This is a genomic window from Streptomyces sp. NPDC002788 (genome assembly GCF_053592115.1).
The window spans coordinates 49326-75927 of the sequence record NZ_JBSFVB010000022.1 but is presented as its reverse complement, the minus strand read 5'-3'; the positions used below and the strand labels follow the sequence as shown (position 1 = coordinate 75927).

The window sequence follows — 26602 nt, the reverse complement described above, 5'->3', positions numbered from 1 at the left end:
AGATCACACGCGTGGAGAACGGGGTGCGGGTCGTCGAACGGTGCGGCGACGACGAAGTCACCGGCACCATCACCTTCACCGCCGGTGTGCTCGGACAGGACTTCACCTTCACCTCCCGACCGGGACGGATCTTCCAGACGGTCGGGCTGCGCCAAGGCTCCTTCATCCTGACCGACCCGTCGCTCGGCACCACGGAGCGGCACGCGATCGGGCTGGGCATCGGCGTGCGCGACACCTCCGAGGTGGTTGCGGCCTCCCGGGCCACCGCCCCGGGCACCCAACTGTCTTGGACCGGCGCCTCGGTAGGGATCCGGATGACCGCGGACCAACCGCTCCGGCTCATCCACAGCGGACTGATGGAACGACACCTCGAACCCGGACCCGACGCAGTGGCCCGACTGCGCACCACGTTCCACCCCACACCCACACCCACACCCACACCCACACCCACACCCACCACACGACACGCAGGACATTGGGGTTACGCAGCGCGCACCGAAGCGACCCCGAGGTCCGCCGACACGGGAACCCGCCGGCTCGAGACGAGCGCGTCCGCCGGCGGTGTGACCGTCTGGCGGCAGGGCACGAGCAAAGTCCTGCGCAGCCCCTTCCCCTCGACTCGCGCGTTCGGCTGCAATCCCCGGTGGTCGGCGGGAATGTGGGTCACCGCGGAATCCCACCGGTCCAGTCGTAGGAGCGGACTGGGCTGGGGCGTTCGGTCGACGGGGGACTGGGAGGAGAAATACCCGTTCGGCCTGTTCTCCCCTCGGGAGCGGATCAGCTGGGAACTCTCCGCGGCCGACGACACGGCCCCGGTCCGCGTCGACATCCATGCTCCGGCCGCCGAGGAGGAGATCGTTCTCTGGATCACCCCGCAGAGCTCGCCCCGGACCACCGTGGTGCTCGACTCGGCCGGCACTTGCTGGGAGCTGGATACCTCGACGTTCCGGCAGGTATGGGCCGCGGCGGCGTCAGTCCGGCTGTCCGACGGAAACTGGCTCGACTGCCGGCCCGTCCATGGCCGGGCTTACGAGCCGGAGATCGTCCTGCGCACCACCCCTTCGGGTCTGCTCATCGGTTGCGTATCCGCGGCGAAGCGGCCGCACGGCGCCGAGAGTTCCTGGAGCCTCGCTGTGTGCGATGAAGCCGCCCTCTGACCCCTTTGACCAACCGGCGAACCAACGCGCCTCTGAACACGAGGCGCCCCTGAAAGGAGCCCGCAGGACATGAGCACGACCGTTGAGCTGCCTCGCACCGCGAAGGACGACTACGCCACGTTGCGCACCTCCGTCGGCGTGTACCGGATCGGTGCGCCGCTGGTTCGGATCTCAGGCGATGAGCGGCTCTCTCTTCTGGACCGCTTCCTGGCCAAGTCGAGCGAATTCGCGGAGCCGGACACCGTACGTGAGGTCCTCAGCCTGAACGCCGACGGGACACCGTTCGCAATCCTGCTGCACTGCGAGATCGGCGACGAGTCCTGGATGCTGCCGCGCACTCCTGTTCCCGTCGAAGCGCTGCGCACCTACCTGCAAGAGCTGGACGTCCCCGAAGGCGTCACCGTCGACCTCGAGCCTGAGGGCTGGGGCGCCACGGCCTTCGAGGGACCGCAGGCATGGTCCGTGGCGGCCCGGTTCGTCGACTTCGACATCGCCGGCCTGACCCTGCACGCCGTCACCGAGTCCGAGCTGCCCGGCGCCCCAGCCGCCCGGGCCTACCTGGCCAGAGTGGGGACCACGGGTGAGTACGCCTACCTGCTCATTTCTGACGCCCCGCAAGCCGCCCACGAGGCCGTCGCCGTCGCTGCCCAGGAGGAGGACGGCGCGGTGGTGGGGCCCGATGGGCTGGCCCGGGTCCAGGCCGAAGCCGGCATGGCGGTGTACTCCGCCGGCTTCGCGGGACTGACCGTGGGTCAGGCGGACCTCTCCTGGATGGTCGACTGGGATCGGCTCGGTGCATTCCACGGATCGCAGAACCTGTGCAAGCCGACTGTCGAGACGCCCAGGCTGACCGCCCTGACCGCTCAGGCGGACAGCCGGTTCGCTGTCGGTGCAAAGGTGAGCGTCGGCGGCGAAGCGGTCGGGACCCTCTACTGGCAGGCTCCCTCGACGAACCCGGACGAAGAACTCGTGTTCGCCGTCCTCGACGCCCCGTTCTGGGTTCCAGGACTCGACCTGTCGGCCCCCGACGAGCAGGGCGCCGACCGCCCGCTGCGGACCGTGACCCTGCCACGGGTCCTCGCCCGTTCGCTCGCCACGAAGATTTCCTGATGCCCACGCCGCGTATTGTCCTCACGGGCCTGGGACTGATCACCAGTGCCGGGGACAACGTCGACAAGGGATGGTCGTCCATCGCGGCGGGCGTCTCAGGTATCCGGACCAACACTCTCTTCGACACGTCACAGCTGCTGACCGACTGGGCCGGCTTGGTGACCAGTCCTCAGCCGCCGGAGCAGGACCGCTGCTACAGCCTGGCCACCGTCGCGATCCGGGAGGCGCTCGACCACAGTGAGCTGGACCTCGCCACGGTCGACCGGGACCGGGTTGCGGTCGTGGTGGGCACCAGCCTCGGTGCCATGCCAACGCTCGAGAAGGTGCACCGGGACCTGGTGTACGACGGCCGGCTCGACGCGGTCGGGGCGGCCGCCTCCCAGTTGCACTGCGTGGGCGACCACATCGCCGCTGAGTTCGACGTACGCGGGCCGAGGGTGGTGCTCTCCAACGCGTGCGCGGCCAGCGCCGTGGCGCTCGGGTACGCGGCGGAGCTGCTGTGGAGGCGTGACGTCGACTACGTGATCTGCGGTGGCGTGGACCCCCTGGCCTCACTCTCGTCCTACGGGTTCAGCGCCCTGGGCGCCCTCGACCCGGAGCCGTGTTCGCCCATGTCGGCTTCCACCGGGCTGACCCTGGGAGAGGGAGCTGGGTTCATGATCCTGGAGCCGGCGGACCGCGCGGCCTCGCGCGGCGCACGGTGCCTGGCCGAACTCGGCGGGTACGGCCTGTCCTGCGACGGATACCACCAGACCGCCCCGGACCCGGGCGGCAAGGGTGCCTGCACCGCCATGGCGCAGGCCTTGGCTACCGCCGGCCTCGGCGCGCAGGACGTCGACTACGTCAACCTTCACGGCACCGGCACACCGGCCAACGACGTCTCCGAACCCAAGGCTCTCAAGCTGCTGTTCGGTTCGTCGGTACCTGCGGTCAGCTCCACCAAGTCCATGCTCGGCCACACACTCGGTGCCGCCGGGGCCGTGGAAGCGGTCGTCAGTACCCTGGCGATCGACCGCGGGACCCTGCCACCGACCATCAACACTCGGGGTGTGCCCTCTCCCTTCGGTCTGGACATCGTCCCGGACACGGGGCGCCGGGCCAGGCCCGAGGTGGTGTTGTCGAACTCCTTCGCCTTCGGTGGCAACAACGCCTCAGTCGTCCTCCACCGGCCGGGCAGGCCGAGTTCGGCCCCTCGCCGTACCGCTGCGCTCCGCGAAGTCGTGGTGACCGGCGTCGCGGGTCTTGTCGGCTCGGCCGGCAACACCGCCGAACTCGCCGCCGCCCTGGCGGACGGACGGCCCTGCTTCACGGACGTCGAACGCATCGAAAGCGTCGGGGAGGTGCCGGTCGGGCGAGTGGACATCAAGGCCGTATCCGCCGGACTGAATCCGAGCCGCGTCCGGCGGATGGATCCCCTGAGTCTGCTGGCCGCCGCGGCGGTCGGCGACCTGTACAGCCGGCACGGCAGGCCCTCGCGGGCCGAGGCCGAAGGGACCGGCATCGTGTTCGCCACCGGCTACGGTCCGGTGACCTCGGTATTCCAGTTCCACAAGGGCGTGCTGGAGCAGGGGATCACCGGCGCCAACCCCTCGCTGTTCGCCAACACCGTGGTGAACGCGGCTGCCGGGCACGTGGCGATGCTGCACCGGTATCGCGGATACACCGCCACCCTCGCGAACGGCGGCACCAGTTCCGTCCTGGCGCTACAGCTCGCGGCCCGCGTCATCGCCCGCAGGGCCGCGGACCGGATCATGGTGGTTGTCGCCGATGAGTTTCCCAAGCAGGCCCTGGCCACCCGGGCCTGCCTTCCCGGCTACGCGCGGTCCGCACGAGTGATCCCAGGCGGCCGCACCGGGATGGTGCTCAGCGAAGGAGCCGCCGCGATCGTCCTGGAGAGCGAGGAGTCGGCCTCCGCACGCGGCGCGGACGTCCTGGCCTCGGTCAGAGGGTTCGGCGCCGCAGGCAGCTCGGTGGGCATCGGCAGGATCTGCCGTGACGGTGAAGCCTGGGCACGCTCGCTGCGCACCGCGATGGCCGAAGCCGGGACCGCAGGGGACGAGATCGACACCGTGGTGTCGGCCGCGTCCGGCTACAGCCTGGTCGACCTCGCGCAGACCAGGGCCCTGGACCGGGCAGGGCTCGCCGATCGCCCCCTCCTGACGCCCAAAGCACTGCTCGGGGAGACTTACGGCAGTGCCGGCGCTCTGGGACTGGTGGCAGCGCTGAGTGGCACGGCCCCGCCGCGACGGCTGCTGCTGTCCAGCTTCGCCTACGGCGGCAGCTACGCCGCGGCAGTGCTCGACACGGGGTCCTGATGCGCCCGGCACCGATCGACTGCCTCGTCACACACCACGCCCATCTCCCACGGGACCGAATGGGGCACCGCCTGCACGCCGCCGGCCGCTGGCTGATCACCGAGGCGGTCGCAAGCGTGTACGGGCTCAAGGTCACCGGAAGGGATCTGGCCCGGGACGAGCACGCGCGCTGGAACCTGCCGAAGTACGGCTTGACCGCCTCGGTCACCCACTGCGGCGAGTTCAGCGCCGTCGCGCTCTCGTCAGGCCTGACGGTGGGAGTGGATCTGCAGGACGACAGACACCGTCCGCACGCCATGCAGTGGCTCGGTGCGCTGCTCGGACGGCCGCCCGGCGAACCGGCGTCGATCAGGGACTTCGCCGAATGCGAGGTACTCATCAAGGCCTCGCACGTGACGAAGGAGACCTTCGCCGGGCTCCGGCTGCCGACCTGGCGGCCGGGCTGGCGCGCGACCGGCACCGGCTACCACGTGCGGTCGGGCGCCTTCGGCAGCGGCATGCACCTCGCCCTCGCCGCCGATGCGGTCGCCCCGGTGCTGTGGTGGTGGCGACCGCGTCCTTCCGAGAAGGCCCAGCGCACGGAAACCCCGACTTGGGAGACCACATGACAGCGACAGCCGTCCGTCCGTACACACGCCGGATCTCGCAGATCGAGCGCGGCTACCTGAACGCTGCCGCGACAGGCACACCGCAGCTGATCCAGATGGTCGTCGAAGGCGCAGGCCGCATCGATCCGGGGGCCCTGAGGGAGGCCGTGCGTACCGCCACACTCGCCAATCCAGGCCTCGCGGTCCGGCGGCGGGCAGGCATGTGGATCGCCGACGGTCCTCTTCCGCAGGTCGTCGAATTGCCGGCTGCGCACACCCTCGACGCGCCCTTCCACCACAGCGACCTCGATGTCGTCGCCGGCCCGGTCTGCGAGGTCGGCATCACAGAAGCACCGGTGACCCGCCTGGTGGTACGGGCGAGCCATATCGTCACCGACGGCCGGGGGCTGAGGCACTGGATCGGCGACGTGTTCCGGGCACTGCGCGGTGAGCAACCGGTCGGCACGACGTCCGCGGTCGACGACACCCACTTCCGCGCCGCCGCCGGAGTGGTGCCGACCGCCCCGGCGCCCGCCCGGACACAGGGCTTCCCGATGAGACTGGGCCACGGGCCGACCGACGGCACCCCCTTGTGGATCCGAAGGACGGTCAAGGCCTGCCCCTCGGCAGTGACCGCCCGCGTGGCCGCCGCGGTATCCCGCTGCGGCGGCTCGGGTCGGCTGATCATTCCGGTGGACCTGCGCCGCCACGACCCTTCCGTACGCTCCACCGCGAACCTCACCTCCCAGCTGGTGCTGGACTTCCGCGGTGAGGAGACCTGGAAGCGGCTGCACAGCCAGATCATCGGATCACTGATGCGCAAACGCGAAGTAGCGGCGCTCGACCGGAACTTCATGCGCACCAACCCCTTCGCCAACAGCCTCCGCGAGGCCCGGCATTCGGACGGCACCCGATTCCCCTGTACGGCGATCATTTCCGACCACGGCCGGATCGACACCCATGGCTACCGCACTGATCAGTTCCGTCCCACCAGGTTCTTCACGCTGCCGATGCTCGTGCCCTACGCCGGGATGTTCATCAGCGCGTGCGGCTTCGGCGATGCGACCGAACTGACCCTGTCGTGTCGCAAACGCCCCGGCGCACTCGAGGCGAGCCAGGAGCTCCTCGACGAGATCGAGCACGAACTCGCCGCAGCCGACTGACATGGCCCCCGGCGTCGACCACGAAGGAAGCGCACCCATGTCCACGACCGAACGGGCAAGCGAGGACCCGCCGGGTCCGCCGCAGCGCCCGGAACCTCCGCAAGGACCCGCCGTTCACGCACGGGTGCCGACCGCTCGGCCCGAGCCCTCGCCACCGGCTTCCGCCGCGACGACCGCCGTAGCCATCACCGGCGGGTTCCTCGCTCTGCTCGACACCACCATCGTGAATGTGTCGCTCGACGCGGTCACAGCTCGGTTCGGCGACATCAACCAGGTCCAGTGGGTGGTCACCGCGTACCTGATCGCCTTCGCCGCCCTCGTGGCGCCCGCCGGCTGGATGGCCACCCGGTTCGGCGTCAAGCGGGTCTTCCTCGGCGCGACCGCACTGTTCGCGGTCGGCTCGGCGGGCTGTGCGTTCAGCCAGGCGCTTCCTGAACTGATCGCCGCCCGCGGGCTCTCCGGCGCGGCCGCCGGAGTGCTCATGCCCGTGTCGACGATCCTTCTCACCCGCGGCGTCCCCCGCGAACGTCTGGGCCGCGTACAGGCCTTGAACGGCACGGTCATGCTGATCAGCCCCCTGCTGGGGCCGACGATCGGCGGCCTCCTGGTCGCGGCCGGAGGATGGCCCGCAGTGTACGAGATCAACCTCCCGCTGTGCGCGGCCGTGCTGTTGGTCACGGCAGGCCGGGTGGCCAAGGACGCCCCGGCCGGTCGGCACGCCAAGCCGCTGGACGTGACGGGACTGCTCTCGTCCGGCACCTGCGCGGTCAGTACCGTGCTCGCCATCCAGGCCTTCGCCGACAGCGCTCCGAAGGCCTCGACGGCCCTCCTGCCACTGGCGCTCGCTGTGGTGAGCGGCGCCGTCTTCGTCCGGCAGGAGCTGCGCACCCCCTTCCCGCTTCTCGACCTGCGCCTGTTCGGCAACCGCGTGTACCGGATGGCTGTGGTCAACGTGTTCTGCCTGGGTTTCGTGCTCTACTCGCCGGTCATGCTCATCCCGCTGTACCTCGCGAGCTCGCGCGGCGAGACGCCTGTGACTACCGGCTTGCTGATGTCCACGGGAGGCATCGGTGTCGTGGCCGCAGGATGGCTGTGCCGCATCCTCGTCAAGCGTCTGGGCGGTGGTGGCACCGTCGTCCTGGGCATCACGCTGACCATGATCTCGACCGTACCCCTGACCGCGCTGTCGTCGAACACGTCCTACCTGTTGCTGTGCGCCGGCCTGGTGGTCCGGGGGCTGGGCACGGGCCTGACCATCGTGCCGGCGATGACGCGGGCATTCGAGTCGGCCCGGCCCGAGTCCATCGCTGATGCGTCCTCACAGCTGCACCTGGCTCAGCGCATCGGCGGTGCCGTGGCTGTTGCCGCGGTGACGGTCGTGCTGGAGCAGGCGGCGGAGCAACGCCACGGACTGGTTCCGGGCGCCTTCGCCCATTCCTTCCTCTGGTTGCTCGGCGTCTACGCGTTCATGCTGATCCCCGCCGTGGCGCTGCTCGCGGCGGATCGCCGGGAAGCGCGCCGCTGCGGCCCGGACACCTGACGTGCACCCTGCCTGGAGTCCAAAATTCCTGCCACGGACGGCCGACCGTCTTGATGGTGCCCTGCGTCAGGCGCCGTGCCAGCGCTCTTCCCCCGGTTCCGCTCACCGGGCAGTGCGGCGTGCACCAGGACGGTCAGCCGGCGCACCCGGGAGGCGCGGCTGACGGAGTGCTCGCGCAGCAGATCCGGGTCGGTGCGGGTGGTGAGCAGGAAGGACGACCACACGACGGACTCCAGGTGCCGTTCCGCGTCCAGCGGCAGTGCTTGCTCGGCGACGGCGCACAGGTGGGCGCGCGGGTCTGCGTACCGCACGGGCATCGCGTCGATGCGGTCCGCCATGCGGCGATGCATGACGGACCGGGCGTGCGCGAGGTTGTCGCCCCCGAGTCCCGCCGCTCGGCGAATCCGACAGCCTCAGCGATCGGACTCGATGACCGGGCCCGGGTCAGGGGTGTCGGTGTCGAAGGGCGGTGCTTCGTCGGTCCACTTCATCGACGTGATCGTCAAGTAGCTCAGCAGGTCGCCCTTGCTCGCACCGTCGCCGCTGCGGGTGGCCACCGACTCGGTGCCCAGCGGCATACCCGTCGACCTGTCGAAGATCAGGCGGATTTCAGGGGCGGACTCGTAGGGGCTCGGGAGGGCGACGGCGTAGCCGGTGCGGCCGGTGTGGTCCTTGACGTCGCCTAGGGAGCGCACGCCGGGTTCGGCGGCGAGGAGGCGGTAGGCGGCAGCGCGCAACGCCGGGGTGGACGGGAGGGTCGTGGCGAGTTGGACGGCGGTGCTGACGACGATCCTGTCGAGGACCCGCTCGGGGGCGTTGTTGTCCTTGTCGACCAGGGCGAACAGGCGCTTGCGGAGAGCCTTCTCCTCGGTGGGGAGCGTGGCCAGGAGGCGGAGAGGGAGGTCGCCCATCATGCGGCTGTCCGCGATGCCGCCGGGGGCGTCGTGGTCGATCTCGCCCTTGCCGGCGTAGGTGACGGTCTCCTGCGGCAGCTGCCACGACGTGGGGGAACCGTCCGCCTTCCACGCCGCCTCGTCGGCTTTCGTGGCCGGACGGGCCCCCGGGTCAAGGCTCTGCGACCAGTGCTTGTTCTCGGCGGCGGCCGTCCAGTACCGCTGCTCGGTGCGGACGTCGATGGTGTAGTTCTTGCCGGGGACCTTGTGGAGGGAACCCATGTGTTCCTCCACGTACCAGTACCTGCCCGAGCCGGCCGACTGTCGCTCGACGTGGGAGGCGGCGGCGAGGAGGACCTGGCTGCCGGAGCCCGACGTCGTGGAGGGTGCGGGCCCTGGCCTCTCCGGCGCGGTGTCGCTGATCACCAGAGCCGCCACCGCCGTCGCGGTGGCCAGGGCGAGGCCCGAGAGGAGAGGTCGGCCCACCCTGCGCGGCCGGGCGGTGACTCGAGCCCTGCGCGTCGCGCGCGGACGGGCCATGACCGTTGCCAGCTCCTCTTCCCGGACCGGCGACGGCGTGGAGAGATCGGGGTCGAGATGGGCGGGGCGGGCGGCGGTCAGGCGGTGCAGGACGTCGTTCTTCACCGGGCTTCCTTTCCTACGACGATCCGGGCTCGGGTGGACACGCGCCGCGCGGCTGCGGCCTCCTCCTTGAGCGGGGAGGCCGACGCCGCCTGGTCGAGGCGCTTGCGCGCCCGGTGCAGGCGGACCCGCAGGGTGATGGGCGAGCAGCCGACCACCGCGGCCGTCTGTGCCGGGGTCAGGCCCTGCCATGCGGAGAGGATCAGCAGTTCCCGATCGTCCTCCGGCAGCGTGGCGAGCGCCTTGAGCAGCGCGCTTCGCTCGGACACCTCCTCGGCGATGTCTGCCTCGGCGGGTTCCGCCCAGGACGTCAACTCGGCGGCGAACGACGCGCGCCTGGCCTCGGCCCGGATGCTGTCCCGCAGGATGTTGCGTGCGACTACGAGCAGCCACGGCAGCGGCGGCTCGGGCACGTCGTCCAGCCTGCGCCAGGCCACGGTGAACGTCTCGCTCACCACCTCGTCGGCGACCTGCCGTCCCGCACGGCTGGCCGCGTAGGCCCACACGCGCTGCCGACAGCCGTCGTAGATGGCGGTGAAACGATCCGCGTCATCGTCGGGCACTGCCGCACCTCCTGTCCCTCCCGGTGTGTTCTGTCGTCAGGTAGTGGTCCGAACGAGGTGATCGTTACAGCGGAACCTCAGGAAACCGCCCGAGAAACGAGGCGTACGAATCCCTCTGGACGGAGCCGCAGGTGATCGACATCATGGGAGCGCTCCCACCGTCACTGTCCGACTCGGACCATCCGAAAGAGCATGCCTCCATGCAGAGTCAGACCAAGCGCCGTCTGTCCCCGGGCGAACTCGACGCCCTGCTTCGCGCATCCACCGGCAGCGGCTGCCGTCTGGAGTCCGAGCTGACCGACGGCTGGTTCAACACCGCCTACCGCGTCCTGCTCGACGACGGCCGACCCGCCGTCGTCAAGCTCGCTCCACCGACCGATGCCGCGGTCCTGCGCTACGAACTCGGCATCATGGCCACGGAGGCCATGGTCTACCGGCGCATCGAGACCCTCCCCGAAGACAGGGTGCCGACGCCCGCCCTGCTGCACGCGGGCGAGGAGTTCCTGGCCGTGTCCGTCCTCGAGGGAACCCCGTGGGACAAGGCAGCCGACCGCCTCTCGCCCACCGCTCAGGCGGCACTGCGCCGCGAACTGGGTGCGATCACCGCACACCTGCACACCCTGGCACCGGAGGACGGTGTGTTCGGCTACCCGGCCGCCGAGTCCGCGCTGTCCGCGTCCGACTGGCGCACGGCCTTCACCGCCATGGTGGACGCGCTCCTCGACGACGCCGAGCGCTGGCAGTCCCCGCTCGGTGTATCGTCCGCCGAGATACGGACGCTGGTGGCCGAGGGCGGCTACGCCCTCAACGAGGTCACCGAGCCCCGGCTGGTCCACTTCGACCTGTGGCCCGGCAACATCTTCGTCGACGACTCCAACGACGGGGCACAGCCCCGGATCGCCGGACTCATCGACCACGAGCGGGCGTTCTGGGGCGACCCGGCCGCCGAGCTGGTCTCCCTGGCCTTCGGCGGCGACACCGGCCCGGGCAGCGACCTCGTCGCCGGTTACATCGAGGCGGGCGGCAGCCTCGACTTCACGCCCGCCCTCCGGCACCGGCTGGCTCTCTACCGCCTCTACCTGAGCCTGCTGCTAGTCGTCGAATGCGGCCCCCGCGGATACAGCCCCGACCACCTTGCGTCCTGCAGCGACACCCTCGCCGACACCATCGCCCAGCTCCGGGTGCTGGAGTAGACCCACCGGAGAGTCAAATTAGCCTTCGGCCAAGACGTCGCGTTCACCAGCTCGCCCCATACCGGCTCCGGACGGAGTGTCCTCCAGACCGACTTCCGGCAACGCACCACGCTGAGTCGACGCGGCCCATGCACCGCCGACAGACACCGCGCTCGAGGACCGGCCCGGCCGTCCGCGCCGGCCTGCCCGCCGCGACCGTTCACCGGATCTTGGTCCGCTACGTACCCGCGCCTACCAGCCGCAGCTCACCGAGTACTGCGGCCTGGGCCCGCCGGGATTCGTCGAGTTCGAGATCGACCGGTATGTGGGGCGCCCGGGCAGGCCCTCGCTTACAGGCTGGGGGAGAAGGCGTGGCTGGAGGCGCGGGACTCGGCCCGCTGCCGCGACGGCGCCGCGTTCGACTTGAGCAGTCCCACCACCACGCTCTGAACCTGAGGCCGATGGGCGTGGATCTGCTGCGCGCCGAACTGACCCGCTAGGTCGCCAGCGCGCCGAACAGCTCGGCAGGGCGCAGCCGGAACCCGTCGGTGCCCGCCTCGATCCGGGTAGAGCAGAACCCGTCGGCCAGGACCGCGGCCCTGAACGGCGTCGCGGGCACAGGTAGCAGCCTGCCACGAGCGCGCCACCAATACCTCGTAGTGGCGCGCTCGCCCCCGAGGGCGCGCCAGCACACAGCAGCGCGCGTCCAGCGCACCCGGCCCCCAAGCCTGGGTGTGCTGGTGGCAGTGCGGATCCTCATCCACAGAACGTTCCGTCCACGGTGGCTGCGCTGTCCAACAGACGTGCTCGGTTGATCGCGCGGCGGCATGCGAACCGACCACGCTGCGCAAGGCATGCCCCGGTCCACTGATCTACTACCACCGCCTCCTTTGAAGGGGCCGTGGGCCTGCCTTCTATCGGGCCTTCCGCACGTGGGTGGTGTCGGCGTCCAGGGGGGTGCCGTCGGCGCTGGTCGGCATGATTTCAGGCACAGGGGTGCCGTGCTGGTCGACAAGAATGGAGTGGGTCTCGCGGGGAGCGAAGGCGTGCCGTTCGCCCCACTGTCTCAGGGTGAGGATGACGGGGAAGAGATCGCGGCCGGCGTTGGTCAGCACGTACTCCCGACGGCGGCCCGACGGTGCGGTGCGTTGGGCGAGGAGCCCGTGAGCGGTCAGCTTGCGGAGGCGGTCGGTGAGGATGTTGCGGGCGATGCCGGTCCGTCGCTGGAACTCGGTGAACGATCGTGCCCCGTCCATCGCATCGCGGATGACGAGAAGGCTCCACCTGTCGCCCACGAGATCGAGCGTGCGGGCGACGGGGCAGTCGCGGTCGGTCCAGTCCAGGCTCGGGGCGCGCTCGGTGGTGCGTGACATGACACCTCCTAATGAGTAGCGACTTGAAACCATCATGCCGTAAGGTTAAATCGGTTGCATTCTGCTACCAATCAGATTGGAGTGCAATGGACGCATGGCGGCGGTTACTGCTCGCAGTGGTGTGTGGTGTCGCTGTGGCAAGCATCTATGCCGCGCAGCCGGTTCTGGAGCCGATGGGACGCGATCTCGGTGTGCCGGCGGAACTCACCGGGTGGATTGTCGCGACCGGCCAGTTCGGCTATCTGGCAGGGCTGTTGCTGCTGGTGCCGCTCGGCGATGTGGTCGACAGGCGCCGGCTCATCGCCGTGCATCTGGCGGTCACCGCAGTGGGCATGATCCTGACGGCCTCGGCGTCAGCCGCATGGGTGGCGTTCGCGGGGCTCGCGGGGGCCGGGGTGTTCGCGGTCGTGGTGCAGACCACGGTGGCCTACGCCGCGTCGGTCTCGCTGCCTGGCGAGCGTGGCCGGAACATCGGTGTCGTGACCTCAGGCGTTGTGGTCGGCATCCTGGGTGCGCGGGTCGTCACCGGCACGCTCGCGGAGGTGTGGGGCTGGCGGAGCGTCTATGCCGTGCTCGCGGTGCTGTCATTCGGGCTCGCAGCCCTTGTCCTCGTGGCACTGCCGTCGGAGGAGCGCCTCAGCCCACCCGCCGGGTACAGGCAGGTTGTCGTCCCGCTCGGCGGACTGTTCGGGCAGCGGGTCTTCCTGACGCGCGGGCTCATCGCCTTCTTCTTGTTCGCATCGTTCGGAATCCTGTGGAGCGGACTCTCCCTGCCGCTGGCGGACGCGCCGTGGCAGCTGAGCGAGAGTCAGATCGGACTGTTCGGCATCGCCGGACTCGCCGGAGCACTCGGCGCGGCACGCGCGGGCCGGTGGGCGGACGCAGGGCGGGCGGCCCCGGTCACCGGTCTCGCGCTCGCCCTGCTGATCCTCTCCTGGGCAGCGATCGCGCAGCTGTCGTGGTCACTGTGGCTTCTCATCGTCGGAATCGTGGTTCTCGACTTCGCGGTCCAGGCCGTGCATGTGAGCAACCAGCACCTGCTCACCGCCGCGTATCCGGATCGCGTCAGCAGCGTCATCGGCAGCTACATGGTCTTCTACTCACTCGGATCCGCCCTCGGCGCAGCAGCGACCACCGCCCTCTTCACCGCCTACGGCTGGGCGGGCTCCAGTCTCCTCGGGGCCGGATTCGCGGCCTGCGCGCTGGCCGTCTGGGCGACCAACGGCATCCGACCCGCGATAGCGCGCACAGCCAAGAAGGCGGGTCAGCGCCAGGCGCGGGAGGAAAACGCCAGGCACTGAGCAAGCCGGACAAGTGATGGACAACCTCAAAGTCCTCTGAGTGCCCCTGGTCTTTGCAATCTCAGGCCTTGGGCCATTTTTCACGAACCTATGTCGGTTTCGTCCTGTCTGACCAGCTCGGGATTCCTGAAGACCTATCGTCTGCGTCACCGCTCGTTCTAGATGTGTGAGAGGGAGGTCGGGGTAAGCCTTGCGGTCGTACGGAAACCTTCGTGTAGCGGCCCTCTTCCAGGACCGCGAAGAAGATGGCGGGGTGGTGGAGCAGGCCAGCGAGGAACGCGGCCGGTGTCGGTGGACCCTGGCTTGTCGAACCAGCGTTACAAAGCAGTAGTTGGTGTGTAGGGCGAGGATCTCGTATCGCGGTCGCTCATGGGCAGCAAGCGAAGGAGCGTCAGGTGTGGGTCGCGGCGACGTAGGCCAGGCGCAGGAGCACGACGGATCATGGTGCCGCCGTCCACGGTCCGCGTGAAGACACCGGGGCGAGCGGCGCGGTGCGCCCCAGTGATCAATGCCGTGACCCGGCCGGATGATGTATCAGCATCCGCGGCTGAGAGCCGTCGAGATCACCTCGTACGACTCGGACACGCACGACCGCGACCGGGTGGGGGAGGCCCGCGCCATCGCCGAGGCATCGACCCCCGTCCACCCGCTGATCGACCGTGACACAACGCCGCCGTCGTCGTGCACGGCGAGCTCGACCCGGAGGACGGCTCCCGGAACTTCCACAGGGTGACACTCGGCCGCAAGGCCATGCTGCCGGACCCGTCGGCATCGAACTCGACACCGCCGAACTCAAACCCTTCAGGGGCTGAGCCGTCCCTCCGGAAGGGCGTCCGAGTCGTCTTTCAGGCCCACCCCGGTCCCGCCCAGCTCCCGCGCCCTGCCCATCAGCGCGGCCAGTTTCCCCGCCGCCGTCTCATACGTCAGGCCCAGGGGCGGGCGGATGTTGGACAGGCAGTTGCGGTCGGCGTCGGTGGTCGCGCCGGGCCGCGGGCCGTACGTGAGGTACGCGCCCAAGGAGTCCGCCGCGGACATTCCGGGGCGTTCGCCGACGAGGATCACCACCATCGTCGCGCCCATCGCCTGCGCCACGTCGTCACCGAGGGCCACCCGCCCCTGCTCGGCGAGGATGACGGGGGCGACCCGCCAGTCGGCCGGCAGCCGGGACGCCGTTTCCCGTACTACTGCCGCCGCGTGCTCGTGCACCGCCCGACTGGACAGTCCGTCGGCGATGACGAACACCACGTCCCACTCCCCGGCCGGCAGACGCGCCCGGTCGGTGGGGTGCAGCCGGCGGCCCAGGTCGGGGCGCTGGAGGTAGGTGAGCCGGTCGGGGGCGGCGCTGCGCACCCGTACCGTCGGCACACCGGGGAGCGCCGCGGCGACCGTGTCCGGGTCGAACGGCGAGTGCACCGCGTCCCGCGCCGTCGCGTGCGCGGCCTGGAGCTCCAGCCGGTGCCGGGTCGGCAGCCCGGTGCCCGCCCGGCCGAGGCCGATCCGGGCCTGGGTGTGCCGGCGCAGGGCCGTCCAGAGGGCCAAGTCGTCCGTCCGTACCGGTGGTTGGCTCATGCCGCCGACTCCCGTCCGAGCGTCGCCGACTGTCCTTCGAGCCCCGCCAGTTCCCGTCCGATCGCCGTCAGCGGATGTGCCTCCGCCGTACCGGACACGTCGCGGAGCTCTCCGCGTTCGTCCAGCAGCCCGATCGTCGCGAGCCATGCCTCGAACTCCGGTGCCGGGCGCAGGCCCAGGACCTCCCGCAGGTACAACGCGTCGTGGTAGGAGGCGGACTGGTAGTTGAGCATGATGTCGTCGCCGCCCGGAGTGCAGATCACGAACGAGGCGCCCGCCACACCGAGCATCGTCAGCATCGTCGCCACGTCGTCGTCATCGGCGTCCGCGTGGTTGGTGTAGCAGATGTCCAGGCCCATCGGCAGGCCGAGCAGCTTGCCGCAGAAGTGGTCCTCCAGGGCGGCCCGCAGGATCTGCCGGCCGTCGTAGAGGTATTCCGGGCCGATGAAGCCGACGACCGTGTTGACCAGCAGTGGCTGGTATCGGCGCGCCACGGCGTAAGCCCGTGCCTCCACCGTCTGCTGGTCCACCCCCTGGTGCGCGCCCGCCGACAGGGCGCTGCCCTGGCCGGTCTCGAAGTACATGACGTTGCGGCCGACCGTGCCCCGCTGAAGCGCGAGGGCCGCCTCGCGGGCCTCGTCCAGCAGTCCCAGCGTCACCCCGAACGACGCGTTCGCCGCCTGCGTGCCCGCAATGGACTGGAAGACCAGGTCGACGGGGGCTCCGCGCTCCATGAGGTCCACGCTCGTCGTGACGTGGCACAGCACGCAGGACTGGGTGGGGATGGCGTACCGCTCGATCACTCCGTCCAGCAGCTCGAGCAGGTTCCGCACTGCCTTCGGGCTGTCCGTCGCCGGGTTGATGCCGATCACCGCATCACCGGAGCCCAGCAGCAGGCCGTCCAGCAGTGCCGCCGCCACGCCCGCCGGGTCGTCGGTGGGGTGGTTGGGCTGGAGACGGGTGGCCAGCCGCCCCGGCAGGCCGATCGTCGAGCGGAACGCGGTGACCACCCGTACCTTCCGCGCCACTGCCACCAGATCCGCGTTCCCCATCAGCTTGGACACCGCGGCCACCATCTCCGGTGTCAGCCCGGGCGCCAGCGCGGCCAGCGCCCCGGCGTCCGCCGCGTCCGACAGCAGCCACTCCCGCAGCTCCCCGACGGTCATGCCGGCCACCGGCGCGAAGGCCACGGGGTCGTGCGTGTCGAGGATCAGCCGGGTGACGTCGTCGGTTTCGTACGGGATCACCGGCTCGGTGAGGAAGGTCGCCAGCGGCACCTCGGCCAGCGCCCAGCGTGCCGCGACCCGCTCCCGTGCGGACGACGCGGCGAGCCCCGCCAGCCGGTCGCCGGAGCGCTCCGGGCTCGCGGCGGCGAGCAGGCGGGCGAGGGAGTCGAAGCAGTGGCGCTCGCCGCTGAGAGTGGAGGTGTACGCGCTCATGGCGTCGACCGTACGAGCCGCGTATTGCCGCCAGATTTCTAAAGGTCTGATTGACAGACATTTAACGTCCGGCACCTTCGCATGACTCATTCGATCTACAGAGTTCCGGTCCAGCGCACCAACGGACCGGCAGGAAAGGGGCCAACCTGATGGCAGTGGACGAGGGAGTCGCCCCAGCGGCGAAGACGAGCGGCGACGACACGGTCCACCGGCTCAAGCCCAACGCCGTGGGCCTGTTCGGCGTGGTCTTCATGGCCGTGGCGACCGCCGCGCCGATCACCGCGATGACGGGCAACGTGCCCTTCATGGTGTCGTCCGGCAACGGCATCGGCGCCCCGGCGAGCTACCTCGTCGCAATGGTCGTACTGGCAATCTTTTCCGTCGGCTTCACTTCGATGGCGAAGCACATCACGTCCACCGGCGCCTTCTACGGCTTCATCTCCTACGGCCTCGGCCGCACCGTCGGCCTGGCCTCCGGGCTGCTCGCGACCTTCGCGTACGTCGTGTTCGAGCCGGCGCTGATCGGCATCTTCTCGACCTTCGCCACCACCACCCTCAAGGACCAGACGGGACTGCACCTCCCGTGGTGGACGTTCGCGATCCTCATGCTCGCGATCAACGCGACGGGGACGTGGTTCGGCGTTTCGGTCGCGGAGAAGGTGCTCGTCGTCCTGCTGGCGACCGAGGTGACGATCCTCGGGGCGATGGCGATCTCGGTCGCGCTGCACGGCGGCGGCCCGGACGGTTTCACCTTCGGCCCCGTGAACCCGGTCAACGCCTTCCAGGGCACCTCCGCGGGCCTCGGTCTCTTCTTCGCCTTCTGGTCCTGGGTCGGTTTCGAGTCGACCGCGATGTACGGCGAGGAGTCCCGCGACCCCAAGAAGATCATCCCCAAGGCGACGATGGTCTCGGTGCTCGGAGTCGGCATCTTCTACGTCTTCGTCTCCTGGATGGCCATCACCGGCAACGGCGAGAAGGAGGCGGTGGCCGCCGCCTCTTCCGCGAACCCCCTCTCCATGTTCTTCAACCCCACCGAGCAGTACGTCGGTCACTGGGCGGTCGTCGTCATGCAGTGGCTGATGATCACCGGTTCCCTGGCCTGCGGCATGGCCTTCCACAACTGCGCGGCCCGCTACATGTATGCGCTCGGCCGCGAGGGCGTCCTGCCGTCCCTGAAGCACACCCTCGGCCGCACTCACGACCGGCACGGCTCGCCGCACATCGCCGGCCTGGTCCAGACGGTGGTGAGCGGGGTGCTGATCGCCGCGTTCTGGATCGCGGGCAAGGACCCGTACACGGGCACGTACGTCCTGCTCGCCATCCTCGGCACCATGGCGATCCTCGTCGTGCAGGCCGTGTGCTCCTTCGCGGTGCTGGCGTACTTCCGATCCCACCACCCCGAAAGCCGGCACTGGTTCAGGACCTTCGCCGCCCCGCTGATCGGCGGTGTCGCGATGCTCGCGGTGGTGGTGCTGCTGGTGTCCCACATGGGGGCGGCGGCCGGCGCGGAGTCCGGTTCGCTGGTGCTGAAGGCGACGCCCTGGCTCGTGGCCCTGGTCGCGGCGACGGGCGTCGGATACGCCCGGTACCTCAAGCGACGGGACCCGTCCCGGTACGCGCTGCTGGGGCGGACGGTCCTGGAGGAGACCAAGGAGCGGTAGCCGTTCGTACTGCCAGGGTCGCCACGGGGGCTGTCTCCGAGGGCACGGCGCAGCGGATGGCGGGGGAGCTTTCAGCGCGGCCGTGGGACCGTCCCCGCTCGCGCGGGAGCAGCGCCTCGCCCGGCCTCTACGCGCTGAACACCGAGGGACCCTCTCTGCGGGTGAGCATTCGTCCGAGGTGGAGGTGGGTTTTCGGCCCGCTGCGGCGACGTCGCCGTGGATCGTGTCGGGTGAGTTTGGGACTGGAGCCGCTGCTGCCGCAGTGTCAGTGGCGCTCCTCGGTATGCTCGCGGGCCGTTGCCTGACCGAGAGGTGTGGTGGGGGATCCGGCACTGCGGAGGACAGCACGCCGGCGGCCGGCGCGCACAGCAGGGCGCCGGCGGTGGGTGGGTGGAGCCACAGGGCAGCGGCGCCGAGGGGCAGGTAGAGCAGGCCGGAGACGGCCGCGGCGGCGGCCGATCCCTGCAGTCCGGGCAGGCGCTCGCCCGCGGTGCGGTTGAGCAGGTTGTAACAACCCCAGCGGTGTCGGTGTCGGAGAGCGCGCCAGTGGTCACGGACTCGACAGTCACGGTCACCGTGGTCTCGTGCCGGCGGCGAGGGTGCCCAGCGTGCAGTCGGCGCTTGTGGGTGTGGTGGTGCCGTAGATCGCGGACCGGGATGCGGCGAGCGGGTAACGGTGGCGGCGGGGGACAGGGGCGCGGGCCGAGTCAGCCTGTCGGAGACCTCGGGGCACAGTCCACCCGGAGGGCCAGGGAATCACCTTTCATGGAGTCGCAGAGTTTTCGACCGCTCGCGGGAGCCGGCCGGAAGCCGCAGCCTGGAGCTGTGGACCCCGTGCCGATGACCGTGGTGCCGGCGTGGCCGCGCGCCAACCCACGGTGCCTGGGTGCCGGGACCTGTGCTCAGGAGCCGGCTGATGGACGGTGAACGCCTGCACGTGCGCCTGCTGGGCAGCATGGACCTGCGCCGCGGAGAACAGCGGCTGGGGCCACTGGACTCCGCTCGCGCCGAGTCGCTGCTTGCCTACTTGCTGCTGCACCGCGACGCACCGCAGCCCCGTCAGCGCCTCGCTTTCCTGTTGTGGCCCGGTTCGACCGAGCGCCAGGCGCACACGAACCTGCGCAAGGTGCTTCACACCCTGCGCCACATGCTGCCCGAGACCGACCGGTTGATCGACATCGGGCCACGCAGCCTGCAGTGGCGGCCGGGCGCGCCCCTGTGGCTGGACGTGGAGCACTTCGAGCAGGCGCTGGCCGCGGGGAGGCTCGAGGAGGCGGTCGAGACGTACGCCGGTGACGTGCTGGAGGGCCACTACGACGAGTGGCTGGTAGGCGAAAGGGAGCGGCTCGCGGCTCTGTACCTGGACGCACTCGAGGAGCTTGCCCGTACGTATGGGCGCGACAGGCGCTGGCCGGAGGCAATCCGCTGTGCCGAGCGGCTGGTGGCGCACGATCCGCTGCGCGAGGAGAGTCACCGGCTGCTGATGCGGCTGTGCCGGGCGTCGGGGGATCGTGCCCGGGCCGTACGCGCCTACCATGCCTGCGCGACGGCGCTGGAACGCGAGCTCGGGATCGAGCCGTCGCCCGAGACCCGCGTCCTCTACGAGGCGCTCGTAACCACCACGCCGGTCGGCGACGCCACCGCCCCTGGGACACCGTCCGCTGCCCGCGGGAAGGCGTCCGGCACGTCACCGTTTGTCGGGCGCGACGCCGAGATGGCCCGATTGGCCGCCGTGTGGAGTGCCGCGGTGTCCGGGCGCGCCCAGTTGGTGCTCGTCAGCGGAGAGGCGGGCGTCGGCAAGACGCGGCTGGTCGACGAGATGTGTGCGCGAGCGGGCATGGTGACGGTGGCGGCACGCGCCTATCCCGCGGAGGGGCCGGTGGCGTACGGGGTGGCCACCGCGTGGCTGCGCTCCCCGCCGGTCGCCACGCGCCTGTCCCGGCTGGACCGGTCGCACCTCGCCGAACTCGCGCGGCTGCTGCCTGAGCTCGCCGCCCGTCTGCCGCCGCCGGTGCCGCTGCCCGAGGCGGAGCTGCGGCGGCGGCTGTTCGACGCGGTCGGCCACGCGCTGCTGGCCGCGGGCGCGCCCCTGATGCTGGTCCTCGACGACGCCCAGTGGGCGGATGCGCAGTCGCTGCGTGTCATCCACTACCTCATGCGTGCGGCGCCGTCCGCGCGGCTGCTCGTCGTGGCCACCGCCCGGGGTGAGGAGTTCGACGACGACCACCCGCTCGTCGGTCTGATGACCGCCCTGCAGGCGCTGGGACGTTTCACCAGAGTCGAACTGGACCGGCTCGACCGGGCGCAGACCGCGCTGCTCGCGGAACGCATCACCGGAGCGCGGCTCGACGAAAGCCGAATTCAGCGGCTCTACGACGACAGCGAGGGCAACCCGCTGTGCGTCGTCGAGACGCTCAAGACCGACGCGCCGCAGACCGCGTCGAAGGTGCAGGCGGTGATCGCGGGCCGCCTGGCACGGTTGTCGCGGCCTGCCGCTGTCCTCGCGGGCGTCGCCGCGGCGATCGGCCGCGCCTTCACCGCCGACGCCCTGGCGCCGGCGAGCGGGTTCGCCGAGGAGACGTTCGTGGGCGCCCTGGATGAGCTCTGGCATCGCGGGATCATCCGCGCGCATGGACCCAACGCCTACGACTTCAGCCACGGCAGGATCCGCGACGCCGCCTACGCCTCGCTCAGCCCACCCCGCCGACGCCAGGCGCACCTCGCGATCGCCCGCGCCCTCGAACAGAGCGGGGACGCCGCTCCGGCGGCTCTCGCACTGCATTACGACAACGCCGGCGCGACGGTCGAGGCGATCCGCTGGTACGCACGGGCGGCGGAGACCGCCCAGTGGCTGCATGCCCATGCCGACGCCGTCCGGTCGCTCGAACGCGCCCTGACGCTGTCCGACCGACTGCCGGCCGGGCCGGACACCGCCCGGCTCCAACTGCGCCTGCTCACGGCGCTGCCCGCGCCACTCGTAGCCTGCCAGGGCTACGGGTCCCAGCGGATGGCGACGGTTCACACCCGCGCCCTGCGCCTGGCTCGGCAGCTCGGCACCGATCCCGAGCCGCCGCTCGTGTGGTCCCTCGCACTGGCCGCCCTCACCCGCGGCGAATGGGAGTCGGCGCACGCCTCCGGCTCACAGCTGCAGGCCCGCTCCGAGCGGGACGACGACCCGGTCCTGTCCGTAGAGAGCCACTACATCCTGGGAATCGCCGCTTACTGGCCCGGACACCTGACCGCGGCCCGCACCCATTTCGAAGCCGCAATGCGTCATTTCCGGCCCGCCCTGCGCCACGCCCACGTCCTGCGCTACGGGCAGGATCCGGAACTTGTCGTCCGGCTGCGCCTGGCCCACACGCTCTGGCTCCTGGGCCACCCCGACGACGCGGACCACCAGCTGGACCTCGTCCGGAGCGCCCTCGACGCCGCCGGCCAGTCCGCCCACCCTTACAGCCGGGCGACCGTCTGGGTGTGGTCCGCCATCCTCGCCATGGACCGCGGCGACACCGAACGGATACGGCAGTGCGTGCGGACACTCCACGCCGGGCCGGTGGACGACGCTCCCGCGCAGATCCGGCTGGTCGCGGAGATGTTCGCCGGCCACCTCGATGTCCTCGACGGGCGAACGGCCGCCGGACTGGCGCGGGTGCGGGCCGTACGCGAGCACGTCGTGGGGCGCGGCCGGGCGCCCGCACCGGGCGTGCCGGGCGTGGCAACGCGCCTGCTGCTCGCGGACTACGCGGTGGCGGGCGAGCAAGCGGCCGGCCTCGCGCTCGCCGACGAGGCCCTCGGCATGGGCCGCGGTGCGCAGCTGTGGGAGGCCGAGATCAGACGCCTGCGCGCGACGCTCCTGGCGGCGCTCGGCGTTCCCGGCAACGAGGTACTGGCGGAACTCGAACGGGCACTGGCGGCAGCGCGGCGCCAGCGGGCACGCGCCTTCGAGCAGCGGGTCCGAGAAACGCTCGCGGAACGCTTTCCGGGCCACGATCGTGCCCTGGGTCAACCGGAGAAGGAGTGAGGAGGAGTCATGACCACCACCGATCCGGCGACCGCACTGCGCCAGGGGTTCTCCGGACAGGTGCTGCGGCCCGCCGAGCCGGGCTACGAGGAGGCCCGCCAGGTCTTCAACGCCATGATCGACCGGCGCCCGGCGGTCATCGCCCGCCCCGCGAACACCGCGGACGTCGCGGCGGCCGTCGACTTCGCCCGGGATCACGGGCTCGTCGTGGCGGTCCGCTGCGGCGGCCACAGCGTCGCCGGGCTGAGTACCTGCGACGGCGGGATGCTGATCGACCTCAGCGGTCTGAAGACGATCACGGTCGACACAGAAGGGCGAACCGCCCGGGCCGGCGGAGGCGTCCTGTGGGGCGAGCTCGACGCCGCCACCCAGGCACACGGCCTCCATACGCCCGGCGGGCGCGTCACCACCACCGGGATCGGCGGTTTCACCACCGGCGGCGGATACGGCTGGACGTCCTGCAAGTACGGGCTGGCCTGCGACAACCTCGTCTCGGCCGAGGTCGTGCTCGCCGACGGCAGGGTGGTGCGCGCCGGCGAGGACGAGCACGCCGACCTGTTCTGGGGCATCCGTGGCGGCGGCGGAAACTTCGGCATCGTCACCGAGTTCGAATTCCGGCTGCACCCGCTCGGCCCGACCGTCCTCGCGGGGCTGGCGATGTTCCCGGTCGAGCGTGCCCCCGAGGTACTTCGCGGCTGGCGGGACCGCGTCGACGCCGCCCCGGACGAGCTCTCGTCCGCGTGCGTCCTGATCATCGCACCGCCCGAGCCGTTCGTTCCCGAGGATCTGTGGGGCAAGCCCGTCCTGGGCATGGCGGCGATGTACGTCGGTGACGCCGACCGGGGCGCCGACGTGGTGCAGCCGCTGAAGGATCTCCGTCCCGTCATGGATCACATCCGGCCCATGCCGTACACGGCCTTCCAGTCGGCCCTGGACCCGCTCGCGCCGCCAGGTTTCCGCAGCTACTGGCGCGGCGAGTACATGCGCGAGCTCGGCGACGATGCGATCGACACGTTCCTCGCGCATGGCGTCGACCTGACCCTGCTCGGCGCACCCCTCAGCGAGATGATCATCTTCCGCATCGGGCAGGGGGTCGCGGCGGTGCCCGACGAGGCGACCGCGTTCTCCCACCGCGATGCCCGCTACCTCTTCCACCCGATCTGCGTGTGGGCGGATTCCCACGACGACAGCCCGATGACCACGGCGGGCCGTGCCTTCGCGGCCGCCATGCGCCCCTTCAGCACCGGAGCCTCCTACCTCAACTTCACACCGGAGGCCGACCGCGTCCGTGACGCCTACGGCGAGGACAAATACGCCCGCCTCGTGGCACTCAAGAGCACCTACGACCCGGCCAACCTGTTCCGCCTCAACCAGAACATCCGCCCCAGCCACGCCGCCGTCGGCTGAGTGATCGACTGGCAGACGAAGTCGTCGCCCGGTGACCGCAGGGGCTCCCGGGGCCGGCCACTACGGGGTGCGCCCGGCTTGCGGCCGGTCGTGGCCACGGGCGAGGACTCCGGGCCGCGACGATGCCTGTTTCCCTTCGGTGACTCCGGAGGAAGACCGCCGGTCAGGCGTTGACCGCACCGAGCTGCCGCATCAGGCCGAGGTCGTCCGAGTTCCACCAGCTCTCCGCGATCTTGCCGCCCTCGCACCGGAAGGTCGCGTGACCGGTTGCCGAGAACTCGCGGCCGGTGGCCTCCATGCCCTGGTACGTGCCCACGTGACGCCCCTTGAAGGACACCCGTGCGCAGACCATGTCACCCTCGGCCACCAGGCTCTCGATGGTGGCCACCGGTTCGAACGCCGCGATGATCTCCCGGTTCTCGGCCTTGGCCTGCGCGAGCCCCAGGTCGTACGACGACAGGGACGGGTCATGCTCCCGGTAGTCGTCGGTGCACAGTGCGTCCGCCGCATCGACGTTCCTCGCGTTGACCACGTCCTCGAAGAAGCTACGGACCATGATCTTGTTCAGCTGCTCGTCCCTCATGACGTCGAGGTCGGTGAAGGCCGGCTCCCCGTCGCACAGGGCCACCATCTCCCGGAAGATCCGGTCGGTCTCCGGCAGGTTCGAGTTCTTCATCGCCTCCTCGTACGAGGGGAACTCCACGATCTCCACCACGTGAGTGGAGTCGGCGCGATCCCGCCCCACGATCGAGTGGGTGGCTGTCCGCTTGCCCTGAGTCGCTTCGACCCATGTGTCCATCAACCTGTTCAACTCATCGGCCCTGCTCGTCTTGCAGTCGATGACCTGCATGAACGTCATGACGTCTCCCGACGATCGGAGAAATCGGGACATCTCCAGGCTAGGTCCGGGTGAGCGTCAGCGGCCAGGCGAGATGCGGGCAGGCAGGGTTGTGCACGGTCACCGGGACCTCGCCGGTGAGTCCGGCGAGGAGGGCGCGGCGGTGTTCGGCCACGCCTCCTCGGTCCACGGCTCCGCTCATGTGGGGGAACAGCCGCGCGAAGACGGGGCGGTTCATGTCGATCACCAGGACCACGGGGAGGCTGGTGCTGTGATCGGCTGGGTTCACCGGGTTGCTGTTCACTTCATGTCGCGCGGCGCGCTTCACCGTGGAGAGCAGGAAGCAGCTTCGCCGACCTCACCCGGGGCCAAGCGGCTCCGCGACCGTATGCTGCGGTCGTGCCCCGGATGGGAAAGCTTCTTGCCATGAGACTGCCGATCGGCAGAGTCCTGCTCGTCGGGATGCTTCTCTGCGGCGGTCTGTCCGTCTGGGCGGCGGCGGCCGGCCTCAAGGCAAAACAGTGCCTGGAGGGACGGCTGCATCCGGACTACGACGGCGCCACGATCACCGGGCGGGGTTGTGAGGTGACAACGGCTTCCGACGAGACCCTGGTCGTGCCGATCTCCGGCCCGCCGTTCGAAGCCGGCGTGGCGGGGGCACTCGGGTTCGTCGTCCTGGGCATGGCGAGCGCGGTCATTCTCGTCCGAGGCGCACGTCGACGGTCGGTGGACCTGCGGTAGCCCTCCTGATCGGTCAGTCTGCGCACACGGACACGCTTGGCCACCGCGCACGCAGGTGACCAGCATCCGCCGGACGTAGGCCTCCGGGTTGTCGCTGCGCGCGATGCGCCGCCACGCCCGGTACGCCTTCGCCGGCGCCGTCTGCGGCCGCCGACTCACGACAGTCTGATGACGCGTACGGAGCTGTCAGAGTCTGTTCAGGGCCAGAACCACTGCACCCACTGCGGTCAGGTTGTATCCGAGCCCGGGGCGTGCGTGGGAGCCGTACCCATGGCTTTTCACTCCTTGGCCTGACCGGCAGCCCGAAACCAGGCCAGCCGGCCACGGTGGTGTCTAGGTTGCCTGCCCATGGACGACATGACGGAGATCGGTGCACTGGTTCGTGAGGTCCGCCAGGACATGACGGGTGAGTTGCGTCGGCGGCTGCGCGAGGCTCTTGCCGACCGGCCGCGTGAATGGCTCGTGGAACAACTGCTGGATCTCGCCCTGGCACCTGGCCTGCCTGTCCAGCGAGGTGGCCGCCCCGACGTCGCACCGGCTGAGGAGCATGGTGAGGAGCGGGAGCGGAGGGCGGAGCGCGTTCGCGCTCTGGCGCTCGATCTGGCCCGGCTGCGCCGGTTCCTCGACGACTACCGGGCTGTCGACCGTGACACCCTGATCGAGCGCGGGCTGCTGCTCGCCCCGCCGGCGAAGGGAGGTGCTCTGCTCGGCCCCGAACATCGCTCCACCGAGGGCGAACGACTGCTCACCGAGGCGAAGGACCTTCTCCATGCGCTGCTGTTCGGTGACGAGGAGGCGGGTGTGCGCCTGGACCGGGTGGAGCGAGAACTGCTGACCCTGACCCTGCCGCGGCACAAGGCACACGCCATCGCCTTCGTGTTGCGCGCCGCTACGGAGATCGGCGCCGCGGGCACGTGGCGCGACCCCGGGGGCGCGGCGAACGACGAGCGGGCCCCCAACACGATCCTGCAAGTCGAATACGGCGAGGTCGCCGAGGAGTTGGTGGGCAACGGCATCACCGCCTGCTTGCGTCTGATCAACAACCTCCAGATCAACGAAGTCGTGCTCTACGCCCGCATGGAGAACGTGGAGGAGAGCACCCTCGTCTGA

General features: G+C 70.3%; 22 protein-coding genes and 2 pseudogenes. 14 read left to right on the top strand and 10 right to left on the bottom strand.

Going from position 1 to position 26602, the window contains the following annotated elements; genetic code table 11:
• The 6 genes and pseudogenes from ACWD1U_RS32385 to ACWD1U_RS32360 all read left to right on the top strand — a co-directional run.
• Nucleotides 1-1157: pseudogene (locus ACWD1U_RS32385) on the top strand (GNAT family N-acetyltransferase); the annotation flags it as partial.
• A 69-nt stretch (nt 1158-1226) separates the two neighbouring features.
• Nucleotides 1227-2267, top strand: a complete 1041-nt coding sequence (locus ACWD1U_RS32380) for an aminomethyl transferase family protein (protein WP_451112928.1) — start codon at nt 1227-1229, stop codon at nt 2265-2267.
• Nucleotides 2267-4582, top strand: a complete 2316-nt coding sequence (locus ACWD1U_RS32375; protein WP_451112927.1) for a beta-ketoacyl synthase N-terminal-like domain-containing protein — start codon at nt 2267-2269, stop codon at nt 4580-4582. The genes ACWD1U_RS32380 and ACWD1U_RS32375 overlap by 1 nt, the downstream gene beginning before the upstream one ends.
• Before the next feature lie 59 nt (nt 4583-4641).
• Entirely contained in the window at nt 4642-5190 is a 549-nt protein-coding gene (locus tag ACWD1U_RS32370) for a hypothetical protein (protein WP_451112926.1), read from the top strand.
• Nucleotides 5187-6332, top strand: coding sequence for a hypothetical protein (locus ACWD1U_RS32365; RefSeq protein WP_451112925.1), 1146 nt, complete (start codon nt 5187-5189; stop codon nt 6330-6332). The genes ACWD1U_RS32370 and ACWD1U_RS32365 overlap by 4 nt, the downstream gene beginning before the upstream one ends.
• A gap of 37 nt (nt 6333-6369) precedes the next feature.
• Entirely contained in the window at nt 6370-7872 is a 1503-nt protein-coding gene (locus ACWD1U_RS32360; RefSeq protein WP_451112924.1) for a DHA2 family efflux MFS transporter permease subunit, read from the top strand.
• Here ACWD1U_RS32360 and ACWD1U_RS32355 read toward each other — a convergent pair.
• The 3 genes from ACWD1U_RS32355 to ACWD1U_RS32345 form a co-directional block, all read right to left on the bottom strand.
• Entirely contained in the window at nt 7791-8210 is a 420-nt protein-coding gene (locus tag ACWD1U_RS32355; RefSeq protein WP_451112923.1) for a TetR family transcriptional regulator C-terminal domain-containing protein, read from the bottom strand. The two genes, ACWD1U_RS32360 and ACWD1U_RS32355, sit on opposite strands and share 82 nt — an antisense overlap.
• Nucleotides 8211-8285: 75 nt before the next feature.
• Nucleotides 8286-9410 (bottom strand): CU044_5270 family protein, encoded by a 1125-nt coding sequence (locus ACWD1U_RS32350; RefSeq protein ID WP_451112922.1) that lies wholly within the window; start codon nt 9408-9410, stop codon nt 8286-8288.
• Complete coding sequence (locus ACWD1U_RS32345) at nt 9407-9970, bottom strand: RNA polymerase sigma factor (protein ID WP_451112921.1); 564 nt, start codon at nt 9968-9970, stop codon at nt 9407-9409. The genes ACWD1U_RS32350 and ACWD1U_RS32345 overlap by 4 nt, the downstream gene beginning before the upstream one ends.
• A 200-nt stretch (nt 9971-10170) precedes the next feature.
• Between ACWD1U_RS32345 and ACWD1U_RS32340 the strand changes: the two genes are divergently transcribed.
• Both ACWD1U_RS32340 and ACWD1U_RS32335 read left to right on the top strand, forming a co-directional pair.
• On the top strand, nt 10171-11163 hold the full coding sequence (locus ACWD1U_RS32340) for a phosphotransferase family protein (protein WP_451112920.1): 993 nt from the start codon (nt 10171-10173) through the stop codon (nt 11161-11163).
• A gap of 350 nt (nt 11164-11513) precedes the next feature.
• Nucleotides 11514-11642, top strand: a complete 129-nt coding sequence (locus ACWD1U_RS32335; RefSeq protein WP_451112919.1) for a hypothetical protein — start codon at nt 11514-11516, stop codon at nt 11640-11642.
• Here the strand turns inward: ACWD1U_RS32335 and ACWD1U_RS32330 are convergent.
• Together ACWD1U_RS32330 and ACWD1U_RS32325 are read right to left on the bottom strand one after the other, a co-directional pair.
• Entirely contained in the window at nt 11639-11761 is a 123-nt protein-coding gene (locus ACWD1U_RS32330; protein WP_451112918.1) for a hypothetical protein, read from the bottom strand. The two genes, ACWD1U_RS32335 and ACWD1U_RS32330, sit on opposite strands and share 4 nt — an antisense overlap.
• A gap of 295 nt (nt 11762-12056) precedes the next feature.
• Nucleotides 12057-12515, bottom strand: coding sequence for a winged helix-turn-helix transcriptional regulator (locus tag ACWD1U_RS32325; protein WP_451112917.1), 459 nt, complete (start codon nt 12513-12515; stop codon nt 12057-12059).
• Between the two features lie 86 nt (nt 12516-12601).
• Between ACWD1U_RS32325 and ACWD1U_RS32320 the strand changes: the two genes are divergently transcribed.
• On the top strand, nt 12602-13816 hold the full coding sequence (locus tag ACWD1U_RS32320) for an MFS transporter (protein WP_451112916.1): 1215 nt from the start codon (nt 12602-12604) through the stop codon (nt 13814-13816).
• Between the two features lie 801 nt (nt 13817-14617).
• Here ACWD1U_RS32320 and eutC read toward each other — a convergent pair.
• On the bottom strand, nt 14618-15385 hold the full coding sequence (eutC, locus tag ACWD1U_RS32315; RefSeq protein WP_451112915.1) for an ethanolamine ammonia-lyase subunit EutC: 768 nt from the start codon (nt 15383-15385) through the stop codon (nt 14618-14620).
• Nucleotides 15382-16824: an ethanolamine ammonia-lyase subunit EutB gene (locus ACWD1U_RS32310; RefSeq protein ID WP_451112914.1), complete on the bottom strand. Its 1443-nt coding sequence runs from the start codon at nt 16822-16824 to the stop codon at nt 15382-15384. The genes eutC and ACWD1U_RS32310 overlap by 4 nt, the downstream gene beginning before the upstream one ends.
• Nucleotides 16825-16973: 149 nt before the next feature.
• Between ACWD1U_RS32310 and ACWD1U_RS32305 the strand changes: the two genes are divergently transcribed.
• Nucleotides 16974-18485 carry an APC family permease gene (locus ACWD1U_RS32305; RefSeq protein ID WP_451112913.1) on the top strand — a complete coding sequence of 504 codons (1512 nt, stop codon included), beginning with the start codon at nt 16974-16976 and terminating at the stop codon, nt 18483-18485.
• Between the two features lie 288 nt (nt 18486-18773).
• On the opposite strand, the pseudogene ACWD1U_RS32300 reads toward ACWD1U_RS32305, so the two are convergent.
• Nucleotides 18774-19004: pseudogene (locus tag ACWD1U_RS32300) on the bottom strand (EamA family transporter); the annotation flags it as partial.
• Between the two features lie 397 nt (nt 19005-19401).
• Between ACWD1U_RS32300 and ACWD1U_RS32295 the strand changes: the two are divergent.
• Both ACWD1U_RS32295 and ACWD1U_RS32290 read left to right on the top strand, forming a co-directional pair.
• Nucleotides 19402-22506 carry an ATP-binding protein gene (locus tag ACWD1U_RS32295; RefSeq protein ID WP_451112912.1) on the top strand — a complete coding sequence of 1035 codons (3105 nt, stop codon included), beginning with the start codon at nt 19402-19404 and terminating at the stop codon, nt 22504-22506.
• A gap of 9 nt (nt 22507-22515) precedes the next feature.
• The gene (locus tag ACWD1U_RS32290) at nt 22516-23913 is read left to right on the top strand and encodes an FAD-binding oxidoreductase (protein ID WP_451112911.1); all 1398 of its coding nucleotides are present in this window, start codon (nt 22516-22518) and stop codon (nt 23911-23913) included.
• Between the two features lie 163 nt (nt 23914-24076).
• Here the strand turns inward: ACWD1U_RS32290 and ACWD1U_RS32285 are convergent, their stop codons facing one another.
• A complete protein-coding gene (locus ACWD1U_RS32285) occupies nt 24077-24772 on the bottom strand; it encodes an ester cyclase (protein WP_451112910.1) in 696 nt (231 codons plus the stop codon).
• A 40-nt stretch (nt 24773-24812) separates the two neighbouring features.
• Complete coding sequence (locus ACWD1U_RS32280; RefSeq protein WP_451112909.1) at nt 24813-25040, bottom strand: hypothetical protein; 228 nt, start codon at nt 25038-25040, stop codon at nt 24813-24815.
• Between the two features lie 137 nt (nt 25041-25177).
• Between ACWD1U_RS32280 and ACWD1U_RS32275 the strand changes: the two genes are divergently transcribed.
• Together ACWD1U_RS32275 and ACWD1U_RS32270 are read left to right on the top strand one after the other, a co-directional pair.
• Nucleotides 25178-25492, top strand: a complete 315-nt coding sequence (locus ACWD1U_RS32275; RefSeq protein ID WP_451112961.1) for a hypothetical protein — start codon at nt 25178-25180, stop codon at nt 25490-25492.
• Nucleotides 25493-25840: 348 nt separating this feature from the next.
• Complete coding sequence (locus ACWD1U_RS32270; RefSeq protein WP_451112908.1) at nt 25841-26602, top strand: hypothetical protein; 762 nt, start codon at nt 25841-25843, stop codon at nt 26600-26602.

Bases quoted from the DNA above. Each gene is read 5' to 3' on its own strand.
- ACWD1U_RS32380 (WP_451112928.1), top strand. From the start codon at position 1,227: ATGAGCACGACCGTTGAGCTGCCTCGCACCGCGAAGGACGACTACGCC.
- ACWD1U_RS32375 (WP_451112927.1), top strand. From the start codon at position 2,267: ATGCCCACGCCGCGTATTGTCCTCACGGGCCTGGGACTGATCACCAGT.
- ACWD1U_RS32370 (WP_451112926.1), top strand. From the start codon at position 4,642: ATGGGGCACCGCCTGCACGCCGCCGGCCGCTGGCTGATCACCGAGGCG.
- ACWD1U_RS32365 (WP_451112925.1), top strand. From the start codon at position 5,187: ATGACAGCGACAGCCGTCCGTCCGTACACACGCCGGATCTCGCAGATC.
- ACWD1U_RS32360 (WP_451112924.1), top strand. From the start codon at position 6,370: ATGTCCACGACCGAACGGGCAAGCGAGGACCCGCCGGGTCCGCCGCAG.
- ACWD1U_RS32355 (WP_451112923.1), bottom strand. From the start codon at position 8,210: ATGGCGGACCGCATCGACGCGATGCCCGTGCGGTACGCAGACCCGCGC.
- ACWD1U_RS32340 (WP_451112920.1), top strand. From the start codon at position 10,171: ATGCAGAGTCAGACCAAGCGCCGTCTGTCCCCGGGCGAACTCGACGCC.
- ACWD1U_RS32325 (WP_451112917.1), bottom strand. From the start codon at position 12,515: ATGTCACGCACCACCGAGCGCGCCCCGAGCCTGGACTGGACCGACCGC.
- ACWD1U_RS32320 (WP_451112916.1), top strand. From the start codon at position 12,602: ATGGACGCATGGCGGCGGTTACTGCTCGCAGTGGTGTGTGGTGTCGCT.
- eutC (WP_451112915.1), bottom strand. From the start codon at position 15,385: ATGAGCCAACCACCGGTACGGACGGACGACTTGGCCCTCTGGACGGCC.
- ACWD1U_RS32310 (WP_451112914.1), bottom strand. From the start codon at position 16,824: ATGAGCGCGTACACCTCCACTCTCAGCGGCGAGCGCCACTGCTTCGAC.
- ACWD1U_RS32305 (WP_451112913.1), top strand. From the start codon at position 16,974: ATGGCAGTGGACGAGGGAGTCGCCCCAGCGGCGAAGACGAGCGGCGAC.
- ACWD1U_RS32295 (WP_451112912.1), top strand. From the start codon at position 19,402: ATGGACGGTGAACGCCTGCACGTGCGCCTGCTGGGCAGCATGGACCTG.
- ACWD1U_RS32290 (WP_451112911.1), top strand. From the start codon at position 22,516: ATGACCACCACCGATCCGGCGACCGCACTGCGCCAGGGGTTCTCCGGA.
- ACWD1U_RS32285 (WP_451112910.1), bottom strand. From the start codon at position 24,772: ATGACGTTCATGCAGGTCATCGACTGCAAGACGAGCAGGGCCGATGAG.
- ACWD1U_RS32275 (WP_451112961.1), top strand. From the start codon at position 25,178: ATGAGACTGCCGATCGGCAGAGTCCTGCTCGTCGGGATGCTTCTCTGC.
- ACWD1U_RS32270 (WP_451112908.1), top strand. From the start codon at position 25,841: ATGGACGACATGACGGAGATCGGTGCACTGGTTCGTGAGGTCCGCCAG.